The 13,282-nt window shown below is 58.0% G+C and carries 5 protein-coding genes; 2 read left to right on the plus strand and 3 right to left on the minus strand.

Annotation, left to right across the window (positions count from 1 at the left end):
* Nucleotides 1-63 precede the first annotated feature (63 nt).
* On the plus strand, nucleotides 64-3,846 hold the full coding sequence (locus ACSYSO_RS01685) for a thiol reductant ABC exporter subunit CydD/CydC (RefSeq protein WP_489760559.1): 3,783 nt from the start codon (nucleotides 64-66) through the stop codon (nucleotides 3,844-3,846).
* On the opposite strand, the gene ACSYSO_RS01690 is transcribed toward ACSYSO_RS01685, so the two are convergent.
* A complete protein-coding gene (locus tag ACSYSO_RS01690) occupies nucleotides 3,841-7,410 on the minus strand; it encodes an RCC1 domain-containing protein (RefSeq protein WP_489760558.1) in 3,570 nt (1,189 codons plus the stop codon). The genes ACSYSO_RS01685 and ACSYSO_RS01690 overlap by 6 nt on opposite strands.
* Before the next feature lie 496 nt (nucleotides 7,411-7,906).
* On the opposite strand from ACSYSO_RS01690, the gene ACSYSO_RS01695 reads away from it, so the two are divergent.
* On the plus strand, nucleotides 7,907-8,770 hold the full coding sequence (locus tag ACSYSO_RS01695; protein WP_489760557.1) for an aldo/keto reductase: 864 nt from the start codon (nucleotides 7,907-7,909) through the stop codon (nucleotides 8,768-8,770).
* A 6-nt stretch (nucleotides 8,771-8,776) separates the two neighbouring features.
* On the opposite strand, the gene valS is transcribed toward ACSYSO_RS01695, so the two are convergent.
* Complete coding sequence (gene valS, locus ACSYSO_RS01700; RefSeq protein ID WP_489760556.1) at nucleotides 8,777-11,590, minus strand: valine--tRNA ligase; 2,814 nt, start codon at nucleotides 11,588-11,590, stop codon at nucleotides 8,777-8,779.
* A 67-nt stretch (nucleotides 11,591-11,657) separates the two neighbouring features.
* Nucleotides 11,658-13,241, minus strand: coding sequence for an ABC transporter substrate-binding protein (locus tag ACSYSO_RS01705; protein WP_489760554.1), 1,584 nt, complete (start codon nucleotides 13,239-13,241; stop codon nucleotides 11,658-11,660).
* Nucleotides 13,242-13,282: the final 41 nt, after the last annotated feature.

The raw sequence follows: 13,282 nt of genomic DNA on the forward strand, positions 1-13,282 counted from the left end.
TGTGGCTCCTTGTGGGCGTGTGGCCTAGCTTGGCTTGTGCGCCCACCTGACCGGATTGGTGCAATGTTCGATAAGCGTCTCTTCTCTCTTACCCCGCAAATAGGCTGGCTGGTTGCCGCCAAAGTCCTTTCGCTGTGGGTCTCGTTGCTCACCGACATAGCCTTTGCGTTCATCTTGGTGGGTTTCACCGGCAACCTGTTCTTACAGCTGGGTTGGCATTCCCACGGTCAGTCATCAGTGCAAGCCCTATGGCGTACTGTGGACGGTACGCTTTCATCCTTAAGCGGCGCACAGTCTGACCCGGCACCGTTGGGCGCGTATGTGGTGGTGTTTGTGTTGGTGGTACTGCTCAAATATATCGCCACCCGCTGTGGGCAGTATTTCGGTACACGTGCTTCGGAGCAATCCAAGGTGGCGTTGCGCGGCAAACTGTACCAGAAAATGCTTGACTTGGGCCCCTCGTATGCGCAGCAGGTGCGCACCTCGGATGTGGTGCAATCCGCCGGCGAAGGCATTGACCAGATTCAAAGTTTCTTCGAGCTCTTCCTTCCGCAACTGTTCTTTGCGGTATTGGCTCCACTGACATTGTTTGTGGCACTGGCTCCCATCAGTGTGCCCGCCGCGCTCGTGCTGCTCGTCTGCTCACCCATGATCATTGTGGTGCTGGGACTGGTGTCGATGACCGCCGCTCGTATTTTCGGCAAATACTGGACATCGTACACTGATTTGGGAGCTACGTTCCTCGATAATCTGCAAGGTCTTGAAACACTGAAGATTTTCGACGCCGATGCGGTGGCGGGCGAGAAGATGGACAAGGAATCGGAGCGTTTTCGCATTTCGACCATGAAAGTGCTGCAGATCGAACTGCAGTCATTGGCTGCGATGGATCTGGTGGCTTATGGCGGTGCCGCAGCCGGAATGGGCGTGGCGATTTGGCAGTTCACCACCGGGCGCATTGACCTTTCCGCCGCAGTGGTCATCGTGCTGCTTGCGGTGAGTTTCTTCCTGCCGTTGCGTCAGCTCGGCTCATATTTCCACGTGGCCATGAATGGCATGACCTCATCCAAGCGCATCTTCGCCCTGTTAGACGCACCGGTGCCAGAACGTGGGCAAGCCGAGATGCCGCATGACGCTCATGATGTGGCAGTCGCTTTCACCCACGTGGAATTTGCCTACACCAACAGTGGCATCGATGCCGGCAAATCAACCGGACGACCGCGCAGAGGTGAAAGAGGCAATGATGCCAAACAATCCGATACTGTACCGGTTGTGGCTCTGCGCGACGTGAATTTTGAGGCGAAACCTCATTCGCTCACGGCCATCGTAGGTCCCTCCGGATCAGGTAAATCGACGGCGGTCGATCTTCTCGCCGGTTCGATGTGCGGCTATGACGGTTCCATCAAACTTACCTTCGATTCTGAGCCTTCTGCATCCTCGTCTACAGCCTCTTCTGTGCCCGGCACTGTCGAAATCAAAGCATTGAGTTCCGCTGCATCGGCAAACACCATCACGTTGGTGTCGGCGCAAAGCCATCTGTTCCCGGCCACGTTGCGTGACAATCTGCTCATGGCCAACCCACAGGCCAGCGAATCCCAACTGTGGCAGGCGCTGGAAGATGCCCACATCGACCAGTTCGTGCGCTCGCATGCCGATGGTCTGGACCTGCGTATCGATCAGGATGCGCGCAATCTGTCCGGTGGACAACGCCAGCGTATCGCCATCGCACGGGCGCTCTTGCGAGACAGCCCCATTTATGTGTTTGACGAGGCGACCAGCAGTGTGGATGCTGAAAGTGAGCGCATGATTGTCACTACCATACGCCGTTTGGCGCAATCCAAAACAGTGCTTATGGTCACGCATCGTTTGGCGGACGCCGTGGAGGCTGACCAGATTGTGGTGTTCCGTCAAGGTGAAGTGGTGGAATGTGGCACGCATAGCGAGCTGCTTGGTGTCCACGGTCAGTATGCACGGCTTTATGAGGGGCAGAACAGCATCGAACGAACTGTATACGGTGATGATGCAGCGTCATTGCATGCGCAGGTGCCTGCTGAGGATGAGCTTGCCGAGCAGCTTCCGGACCTGGCAACTGAGCCGGCGCACTCCTCTGTACACTCGTCTGTACACTCCTCAATGGGCGCATCGCAATCCGGTACCGCTGCATCGCTCTCATCTTCCGGCTCTTCTCCTGATGCCAAACCGATGGGCTCTTTCGCTGTGATTCGTCGGTTGTTGGGACAGGTTGGGCCGTTGGCGCCGTTCATGGTGGCGGCCTGCTGCTTTGGTGTTATCGGACATCTTGCCGGTACGTTCCTGCCGGTGTTCGCCGTGTGTGTGCTGTTGGCCGCGGTTGGGCAGCCCGTGTGGGGCATATCGCTCGGCGTCGCAGCGGCGGCGATGGTGCTCTGTGCGCTGCTGCGTGGCGTGGCACGGTATGGAGAGCAATTCATGAACCATAATCTGGCCTTCCGCTTGCTCGCGCTGTTCCGTTCCAAAGCGTTCTCGGCGTTGCGCAAACTGGCTCCGTCCAAACTGGACGGCAAAGGCAGCGGAGACTTGGTTTCGCTCATCACCACTGACGTTGAAAAGTTGGAGATATTCTTTGCTCATACCATCTCGCCGGTGGTCATAGCCGTGATAACATCCGTGGTCTACACCATCATGCTGGCCACGCTCCGGCTAGAGTTTGCGCTGGTGCTCATCGTGGCACATCTGCTGGTTGGCGTATTGCTTCCCAAACTGTTCTCCATGGCGGTGAGCGGTGTGGGCGGGCGCTTGCGGCGCGACGCTGCAGCGCTTGATAACGTGATGCTTGACGACATGCGTGGCCTCGACGAGATCATCCGATTTGGTCGCAGCAACGAACGGTTGGAAGGCATTCTGACCCGAAGCCGCGGACTATGGCATGAGCAGAACAGGCTCAGCCGGCGCAACGGCATATTCAACGGTTTGGGTGGCGTAGCGGTTACCGGAAGTACCATAGTGGTTGCTTCTCTGGCGCTGTTGCTGGTTGCCGGAGGTGGTCTGTCTGCAGGCAGTGCGCTGGTGGCAGTAGTGCTCTTGTCGAGTTCGTTTGGCCCCACACTTGCGTTGAACTCGCTGCCGGCCAGTTTGACGCAGACCTTTGCATCGGCACGTCGGTTGTTTGCGCTGTTGGACGAGCATCCGGCAGTGTGTGAAGAGGGAACTGAACGACCGGCATATACCGGCATGGCCATGGAGTCGGTATCGTTCTCCTATGACAGTGCCCCGCAATCGCCGGTAATGAGCGATTGGCATATGGATGTGCCGAGCAGCGGTGTGCTGGGCATACAAGGGCCTTCCGGTCGCGGCAAGTCCACCATGTTGAAGTTGCTGATGCGTTATTGGGATCCGCAAGGGGGCGAGGTACGGCTTTCCGGGGTACCTCTGCCACGTGTGGAGTCTTCTCACCGCCGCAAGGTGCAGACCATGATGAGTCAGGAAACATATCTGTTCGATGACACCATCGCAGAAAATCTCAGGGTTGCCAATGCCTTGGCTAGCGACGAACAGCTGTATGAGGCGCTGAGGCAGGCGTCGGTGTCCGACTTGGTGGAGAGTCTGCCTGAGGGGCTGAACACGCGCGTGGGTGAGCTTGGCGGAAGGCTTTCTGAAGGTGAACGCCAGCGCATCGGTCTGGCTCGAATGTTCTTGACAGATGCCGACCTCATGCTGTTCGACGAGCCGACCAGCCGGCTTGACACGCTGAACGAAGCCGTCATTCTGGGGTCTATCCGAGCGTTCGCCACCGAACAAGGCAAAGCGATGGTACTGGTGTCCCACCGCCCTTCGGCCATGCTGATCGCCGATCGAGTGGTGCGCTTATAGGGCGGTGAGTTGTCGATGACGAAGCCATATGGCTATCCCGAGGAACACTGCGGCTATGGTGGAGCTGAGAACAGTGATGCTCAACGCGGTGATGTCGCTGCCAGTGAATGGTAAGGCGCTGAGTGCTGGGATAGCGGTGGTGTACGTGTACCGTAAGACCGCTGGTGTTTGCGCTGTATTGCTTAGTGTCCAAGTGATAGTCATGTCGGTTTCGCCAGGCTGATAAGCCGGAGAAATTACTGTCCAGACTGCGTTATGGTAATCCCAAGCAAGCCGTGTGCCGGGCTTGGCGCCGGTGCCTGTGCCGAACTTGACCTGCGTGACGTTGACCAACGGCATGTTGACTCTGACCGGTGTGCTGCTGTCGAGGTTGGTGCCGTTGCCCAGCTGGCCTTCCTCGTTGTATCCGCATGCCCACATGGTGCCGTCTGTGGTGGTGAAATAAGAAGAAACGTCGCTTATGCCGATTTGGACGGCTACGAACGGTTGTCCTAGGCTGTTGTTGATTGGCGTTGGTGTGGAGTTGGCTCGTGTGGTGCCATTGCCTTGAATGCCATGTGAGTTGTTGCTGCCCCATGAGTACACGGTACCGTTGTCGCTGAGGGCGATGACGTTTTCCTGCCCCGCGCGGATTTGCGAGAATTTTACTCCGGCAGGGGTAATCTGCACTGGCACCATTCGATTGGTGGTGGTGCCGTCGCCTAGAACGCCGTCGCCCAGAATGTTCGAGCCGTTGTATATGTCGGTGTTGTTTCCCCAAGCCCATGCCGTGCCGTCAGAAGCGATGGCATAGGCCGAGCTGTATGCTGCGCTAATGGAAGTGAAGGTTTTTCCTGCTGGAGTCAAAACCCGAACAGGAGCGGCGGATTCGCTGATCGCGGGGTTGTTGATGCCGAGTTGACCAAGGGAATTGTTTCCCCAAGCATATATCAGGCCATCATCGCCAAGGCCGAGTGCAAAGTTGCCACCGGCAGCGAGTTGAACAAACCTCACTCCTGCTGGCAGGATAACCTTGACCGGTACGGACGAATTATCGGTTGCACCGTTGCCCAAGGTACCGTTTCCCGGCAACGGTTCACGATCATACGGTTCGTCTTCGTCCCAAGTATTGTCCGTGTTGCTGCCCCAGCTATACGTGTTGCCGTCGCTTCCCACGGCCAACGCGAACTCCTGAACGCACATGGTGGTTTTGCTTTTGGCAATGTGGCTGAGTGTGATCCCTTGCGGAATCTGTACCTTTTGAGGGACGGTGAGATTGATGTGCTCATAGTCGCCGATTCCGGCCACGCCTTGCATGTTGTTCCCGAAAGCATATGTGTTGCCGTCGTTACCGATGGCGTTGGAGGAGCATCCGCCGGCGATGATATCGGTATATTTGACGCCTGCCGGCTGCATGGTCGTTTGCGGGAGATTGTATCCGTTGCCATTGATGGTGCCGTTGCCGAGCTGTCCATAATGATCCAGTCCCCAACCGTACGCGTCTCCGGTGGCGCTTCTGACGAGTGTGAAGTATCCGCCTGAGCTGAGTGTGAGGAATTTGGAATTTTCTGGTGGGGTGATGTTGACTTGGGTGCCGCCTTCTTTGGGTCCGCGTAGGGGTGTTGCGGTGAATTCGCCCCACATGGCGGTGATGGTGGTGTCGCGGGTGACGGGTTGGTTGAAGTCGTATGGTGTGGTGCCGTCGAGGGTCCATCCGTTGAACAGGCTGCCTGGTTTGGTGGGGTTGGTGCTTGGCCAGGTTGGTGTTTTGCCTTGTAGGATGTGTTGGTCTGCTGGTGGTGTGCTGCCGCCTTTGGTGTCGAAGGTGACGGTGTAGGTGGGGGTGAAAGTATAGGTGTAAGGGGTGGTGATGGGTGTTTGGGGTTGCCCGTCGAGTGTCCAGTTGATGGTCATGGTTACTTGGCTTGCAGGGTGTGCGGGGGTGTAGACGATCCAGTGGCCGTCGGCTTGGTGTAGGCCGAGATCGACACCTGGCGTGGTGTCGAAGATGACGGAAGTGACGGCCGTGCTCGGGGTGATGCTGTTGAGTGTGGTGGGTTTGGTTTGGTTGGTGTTGGTGCCGTTGCCGAGTTGGGATTGGTTGTTGTATCCCCATGCGATCAGGTTGCTGTTGCCGTTGCTGCTATCAGTGAGGGCCAGGGTGTGGTTGTATCCGCAGGCGATGGTGCTGCGGGTGGTGAGGTTGAGGATTGGTTTGGGGGTCAGACTGTTGGTGCTGGTACCGTTGCCGAGTTGGCCGACGTTGTTCCATCCCCAGGTGAACACGCGGTTTTGGTTGGTTTGGATGAGGCTGTTGGCCTCGCCTGCGGACAGCATATCGATCTGCTCCCCGGAGCTCAGGTCTGGGATGGTGATGAGTACGGGTGTGGTTCGGTCGATTTTGGCGTTGTTGCCGAGTTGGGATTGGTTGTTGTATCCCCAAGTGTAGAGTTTGCCGTCATCGGTGAGGGCGAGGGTGTGGTTACGTCCGTTGGCCAAGGTGGCGATGCGGGTTCCTGCGGGTAGGCTGACGGGTTTGGGAGTTGGACTGTCGGTTTTGGTGCCGTTACCGAGTTGACCATACAGGTTCCATCCCCATGCATAGACGCGGCCTATGCTGGTGAGGGCGAAGACGGAGTATTCGCCGGTGCTGACCGTGGTGATGGTCTCTCCGGTTTGCAGGTTGGGGACGGCGATGGGTTGGGGCACGGTTTGGATAGTGAATGTAGTGGTGCCGTTGCCTAACTGGTATCTGTTGTTGTATCCCCAGGTGTAGATTCTGCCGTTGCTGGTGAGGGCGATGGAGTTGTAGCCTCCGGCTTTGGCTTGGGCGAAGGTGACGCCTGCGGGGGTGATGTCTGTTGGTTTGGTTTGGTTGGTTTTGGTGTTGTTGCCGATTTGGCCGTAGTTGTTCCATCCCCATGCCCAGAGGTGGCCGTTGCTGTCCAGAGCGAGGTTGTGGTATTGGCCTGCGCTGATCTGGGTGATGGTGGGGTTGCCGGGAACGGTGATGGGTGTAGGGGTGGTTTTGTTGATGACGGTGCCGTCGCCGAGCTGGCCGACGTTGTTGTATCCCCAGGTGTAGATTCTGCCGGAGTCGGTGAGGGCGAGGCTGTGGTAGTAGCCGGCTGATAGTTGGGTGAACCTGACCGGGGCGGGGTCGTGTGGTGTCAGGGCGATGCGGGTGCCGCCTTGGTCTGGTCCCGATGTGGTGTCGGTGGTAAAGGCGGGTTGGTCTTGTGTTTGAGGGACGGCTTTGATGGCGGTTTTGTCGGTGGTGTTGGTGTGATCCGCGGTGCTGCCTGCTGAGGTAATCGGCGTGCTGGTTTGCTGACCGGCGGAGGGCACTGTTATATTGGCAGTGCTGTCAGCGGTGTCGATCTGGTGGGGTGCGGCGGTGTCGGAACTGGAAGAATTGGCGATAGAGGTGTCGGGTAGCGGTTCGGCATTGCTGGAAGTGGCGGTGAGGGTTAGTGCTATGGCACAGGTGAGCGCTGTCAATGCTGTAGCGGCGGCACGGGGGTTACGTACCAATCGGAGTGCACGATTCATGGTTTTACGCGAAGTGGTGCGTTGGTGCTTCATGGAGCGTATCGTTTCCTATGTTTTGGTGTACTAACTTCATACCGCTCTCGTGGCGCGGATGTCTAGGATATTAGCCAGATTGTATGTACAAAAATAAAAGAGTTTGTTGGCATACATGCGTAATCACTACTTTACGTGCCCAAGAGAGATGCATTTTATTCGACAAAAAGGAATGCATTGTCCGGTATGTTGTATGTTGCGCAATAACCGAGATAACCGAGGGTGGGACTGTGCGGCTTACGGCAGTGAGGCGATGAAGGTATCTGACAAATATCTCTCAATGTGATTTTAGCCATTTATCTATAGTGAGTGTCGTAACATATGTCTGCATGAGGTGTTGCTGTGGTTCGCTGCCATCATTCGGTATGCCGGCGGTACCCCTTATCTACGGTCATCTGCGTGGCCGGTCTGCTGTGGAACAGCGTTGATGCCGCTGCGACCGAATGCGGTTCTCCCGCTGCTTCCGTAGACTGAAATTGACACTCGAGGAGGGGGCATGGACGAACGTGAACTTAGGGGCGGCACTACGACTTCAATGGTATTGCGTGACGGTAACGCGATACCACAGGTGGGTCTCGGTGTGCTGCGCATCAGTGACCATGACGTGCAGGCGGTCGTGGAATCGGCGCTCGCTGCCGGCTACCGGCACATTGATGCTGCGGCCGGGTACGAGAACGAGGGTGGAGTAGGGCGTGCGCTCAGTGCCGCAGGGGTCAATGCAAGTGAAGCGCGTAAGAATCTGTGGATTACGACCAAGCTCAAGGATTCCGAACAGGGGTGTGACAGTGCGCTGCACGCCTTCGACAGGCAACTTGGACTGTTGGGTTTGGACTATGTAGACATGTATATGCTGCACTGGCCTACACCGTTCAACTGGCGCAGCGGCGCAAGCTGGAAAGCGATGTCCAAGCTGCGCGCAGAAGGCAGAGTACGTACACTCGGTGTATGCAATTTTCTCCCAGAGCACTTGGAGCGGCTCCACGAGGAGACGGGGGAGTGGCCTGCCGTCAACCAAATCGAGCTGCACCCCACCTATCAGCAGCGTGAAGTCGTCTTGTTCTGCAGGGAGCACGGCATCGCCATTGAAGCATACTCACCAATGGCGCGCGGTGCCGACCTAGCGGACGGCACCGTACAATCCATTGCGCACCGGCATGGTGTTTCACCAGCTCAGGTGATTCTGCGTTGGCACATTGAAGAAGGAACCATTGTGATTCCCAAATCGGTGCACTCGGATCGCCAGCGTGAGAACCTCGATATTTTCGGCATCTCTCTGAGTGAGCAGGAGCATGCTGCAATCAGCGCACTCGATGGTGAAGGCATCATGGGCCACGACCCAAACACCTTCACCTACGCGTGAATAGCCTTACTTCTTCTTTGCCGGAGCTTCGCCAAGCTCGAACTGCGTGACGGCAACATGTTCCTCATCTGCAGTGCCAGTGCCGGAATTCATTCCCGGGGCAGCAGGTGTGGCAGTGGCGCCGGCTCCCTCGGAATTCTTCTCGATGGCACCGGTACCCCCTGTGATCTCCACCGTGAGAGATTCAGTAACGCGCCCTGCTTCCGCGATGTCATCCAGCGTGGCTTGAACGGCAGCCAGTCCTGGAGCCGGCACGCAAAGCGTGGCCGAAAGAATCGGCGTTTTCATGGAAACCTTGGCCTGAGACTTCAAACCGCGCAGCTCGGTCAACGCTTTGCCTGCCCAGACGAGAACCTCAGGCTGAGCGGCTCCTGCAGCGGCCTGGTATGGCGCGGCATCCGGCCAGCTGGCAGTGTGCACCGAACCTTCGCCGGCGTGCATCCAATGCCATACCTCTTCCGTTGCGAACGGCAAGTAGGGGGCAAAGAGACGAGTGAATGCCTCAAGGCCCAGACCCAGCGCGGTGCGAGCGGACTTGACTGCCGCTTCGCTTGGCGTGCGACCGGTCGAATCGGCGGTGCCGTAGGCGCGGTTCTTGACCAGTTCAATGTAGTCGTCGCAGAACTGCCAGAAGAACGTTTCGATGGTTTCGAGCGCCTTGGAATGCTCATAGGCTTCCATGGACGCCGTGGCCTCTTCTACCACAGCGGCCAAACGCGCCATTACCGCGCGGTCGAGCGGTTCGGTCACATCGGCTGGATTCCACGAGGCAACAGCAGGGGAGCCTACATGATGGTTGTCGTCCTCACGGCCGATGGCCAAAGCGAACTTGGCGGCGTTGAGCAGCTTCATGGCCAAGCGCCGGCCGATCTTCATCTGGCCTTCGTCGTAGGTGGCATCAAGTCCCAATCGCGCGGAAGCGGCCCAATAGCGCACCGCATCGGCGCCATACTTGTCTACCGGCTCCTTGGGGACTACCACATTGCCCTTGGACTTCGACATCTTCTTATGGTCAGGGTCAAGAATCCAGCCCGAAAGCGCCGTGTGCTTCCATGGCAGGCAATCGTTCTCCAAATGCGCGCGATCCACTGTGCTGAACAGCCACGTGCGAATGATGTCCTGACCCTGCGGGCGCAGATCCATGGGGAAGGTGGCCTCGAAGAGATCTTGGCTCTCCTGATCCGGCTCGGCCCAGTGGGTCACGATCTGCGGGGTGAGCGACGAGGTGCCCCACGTGTCCATGATGTCCTGCTCGGCGGTGAATCCACCGGGCACATCGCGCTGGGACTCGCTGTAGCCTTCCGGCACATCGTTCGTCGGGTCGATGGGCAGACGGTCCTCGGACGGGGTGATGGGGTGGGCGTAGTCCGCTTCGCCATGCTCATCAAGCTTGTACCACAGCGGGAACGGCACGCCGAAGAAGCGCTGGCGGGAGATGAGCCAGTCGGTGTTCAGACCGTTGACCCAGTTCTCGTAGCGCACGCGCATGAAATCGGGATGGAACTCCAGCTCTTTGCCACGCTCCAACAGTTCGGCACGCAGTTTCATGTCCGTGCCGCCGTTCTTCAGATACCATTGGCGCGACGTGACGATTTCGAGCGGTTTGTCACCCTTCTCGTAGAAGTTCGTCATACGCTTGGTGGGAGTCGGCTCGCCGTCCAAGTCGCCCGATTCGCGCAGATGATCCACGATGATCTGGCGTGCGGAGAAGGTCGTCTTACCGGCAGTCTCTTCGAAGATGGAGCGGCCGCCCTCGTCCTCGATCCATTCCGGCACGCTCATCGAGATGCGTCCGTTGCGCTGGATGATCGGGCGGGTGGGAAGGTTCAGCTCGCGCCACCACTGCACATCGGTTACATCGCCGAACGTGCAGCACATGGCAATGCCGGCACCCTTGTCCATCTCGGCCGCGGGGTGCGCCAGAATCGGCACCTTCACCTTGAACAGGGGCGAATAGACGTACTGTCCAAAGTATTGCTGGTATCGTTCGTCATCAGGGTTGGCGATGAGCGAGGTGCACGCCGCGAGCAGCTCGGGGCGCGTGGTCTCAATGTAAATCGGTGTGCCGTCTTCGAAGCGGAATGCCACCTTGTGGTAGAAGCCCGGGTATTCGCGGCTTTCCAGCTCGGCTTGAGCAACGGCGGTCTGGAACGTCACGTCCCACAGGCCGGGTGCATCTTTCTGATAGGCCTCGCCGCGCGCCAAGTTGCGTAGGAACGCCTTCTGAGCCACGCGTTGCGGATGTTCGCCGATGGTGTGGTAGGTCTGCTTCCAGTCCACGGACATACCCAAGGAGCGCCACAACTCCTCGAATTGCTGCTCATCCTGTGCGGTCAGGCGCTCGCACAATTCCACGAAGTTCTTACGGCTGATGGGAACCTGATCCTTGGCGTTGACTTTCTTGCCGTCAGTGCCCTCGAAGGGCGGTTTGAAGTCGGGATCGTACTTGAGCGAGGTGTCCACGCGCACGCCGTAATAGTTCTGCACGCGCCGCTCGGTGGGCAGGCCGTTGTCGTCCCAGCCCATGGGGTAGAAGACCTGCTTGCCGCGCATACGCTCGTAGCGGGCGATCACATCGGTGTGGGTGTATGAGAAGACGTGCCCCACGTGCAGGCTTCCGGAGACGGTGGGCGGCGGGGTATCGATGGAATAGACGGCGGTTCGGTCGGGTTTGCCGTCGCTGTTGCGCGGAATGCGGAACTCATAGGTGCCGTTCTCGTCCCAGTCGGCGCGCCACTTGTCCTCGAGTCCGTCCACACCGGCTCGGTCGGGCAGCGCGGAGAGGTTCGCCTGGATGCTCTTGTTGTCCTCAGTAGTCATAAAGGCCAAGTTTAAGCATGAATAATGACATGCACGAGTGATGGCGCATGTGGTGTGTGAGCTTGGGTCAGCTCACCTTCAGACCGGAAAGCGGCAGGTGCTGATCGGTCATGTCGACAGGGAAGCCGGTGGTGCCGCGCGTGGACACTATTGTGCTGTGTTCGGTGAAGAGCCAATCCGAGGCGGCATCGTCGCACAGCACGCTGGCGTAAGCGCGCAAATCGCTCTGGTAGGCCTCGTCACCGTTCGCCGTGATGGCTTTGCTGTAAAGCTGCTGTGCCTCGCTGTTCTGGTAGCCGAACAACGAATTGGCGAAGTTGCCGGCGTCTCCGGTGCGGTTCATGGTGGTTAGTGCCATGGTATAGTTGCCGCTTTGCAAACGGGCGTAGAACGCGCTGTCATCAAGGATCTCGATGGCCACGTTGAGGCGGGTCTGGTTGAGTTGGTTTGCCACAGCCTGCCCTAAATCCGCGTATTCTTGCGGGCAAATGAACTTTGATGTGCCGATGTACGACGGGGAGAAGTAGTTGATGTTATTGCGCCCGGTGGCTAGGTTTGGCGGGTAACGGCCCGTCAGATCCTCATATCCCGGTTCAAGTGGGCTTACCGGGCCTGCAAGCACAGTTGCGGCCTGCGGGCGACTTTTGGCCAGTGCCGCGTTGTCGACGACGTAGCGCACGGCTTTGCGGGCACGCTCGTCGGAGAAGATGGAATCGGGGCCTGAATTAAGTGCCAATACCACTTTGGAGGTGGTTTCTCCTGTGGAAACAGTGAGGGATTGGTCGTCGCGGAAGGCATCCGGATTGTCGTAGGGACGCAGTGCCGCCAGTTGAATCTGGTCGTCATGCAGGGCGGTTTTCAGAGCGCCTGTATCGTTGAAATATCGCACGGTGATTTGCTGGCATGCGGCTTTTTTACCCCAATATACAGGGTTGCGTTCCAGTACGATCGAATCGCCCTTATGGAAGCTGGAGACGGTGAACGGCCCCGATCCCAATGCCTGTTTGGCATAGTCGATGTTGGCCGAGGAATCGTAGACGATGCCGGAGCTGGTGGAGAGTGCGTACAGCAGCCTTGGGTTCGGCTTGGAAAGATGAATGACAACGGTCGAAGGGGTAGGGTTTTCGGCCGATTTCATATTGACCAGGCCGTCGGTTTCCGCAGCCGGGTCGCTGCCGTCGGTTTTGATCTGCAACGAGTTGATGACATCGGATGATTCAAGGGTGTCTCCGTTGGAGAACCGCATCTTCTCGTTCAGGGTGAACGTATATTTCAAACCGTCTTTGGATATCTTCCAGCTTTTGGCAATGCCGGGAGCCGGCCTGTTGTGCTCGTCGCGTCCCACAAGCGTCTCATACACATTGCCGACCAGAACTTGACGCAGCATGGAGTTGTTGAGGCTATTGTCGTCGGCGTTGTCCCCGGTGTTGCCGGCCACACGAATATCGAGGGACTTGGGAGCCGGTCCGTGCACACCCACCGTGGCAGTGGGGCCGGTTTTGATCGACAAGAAGTCGGGAAGCACGTGGCTGCGCCCGTACCAACTTACGCCGAACCACACACCGGCTGCCAAGAGCGCGACAATAACGAGGAACGCGAGGGCACGGGTGATGCCCGGGCCGCGTTTGTGCTGTTTCTCTCGTTGTGCCATACTGCAGCAGTCTAGCTGATGGGGCTGAGTTGTGCTGCTGT

The sequence above is a fragment of the Bifidobacterium sp. ESL1130 genome (genome assembly GCF_058507935.1).

Coding starts and splice junctions, on each gene's coding strand:
- ACSYSO_RS01705 (WP_489760554.1), bottom strand. CDS start 13,241: ATGGCACAACGAGAGAAACAGCACAAACGCGGCCCGGGCATCACCCGT.
- ACSYSO_RS01695 (WP_489760557.1), top strand. CDS start 7,907: ATGGACGAACGTGAACTTAGGGGCGGCACTACGACTTCAATGGTATTG.
- valS (WP_489760556.1), bottom strand. CDS start 11,590: ATGACTACTGAGGACAACAAGAGCATCCAGGCGAACCTCTCCGCGCTG.
- ACSYSO_RS01685 (WP_489760559.1), top strand. CDS start 64: ATGTTCGATAAGCGTCTCTTCTCTCTTACCCCGCAAATAGGCTGGCTG.
- ACSYSO_RS01690 (WP_489760558.1), bottom strand. CDS start 7,410: ATGAAGCACCAACGCACCACTTCGCGTAAAACCATGAATCGTGCACTC.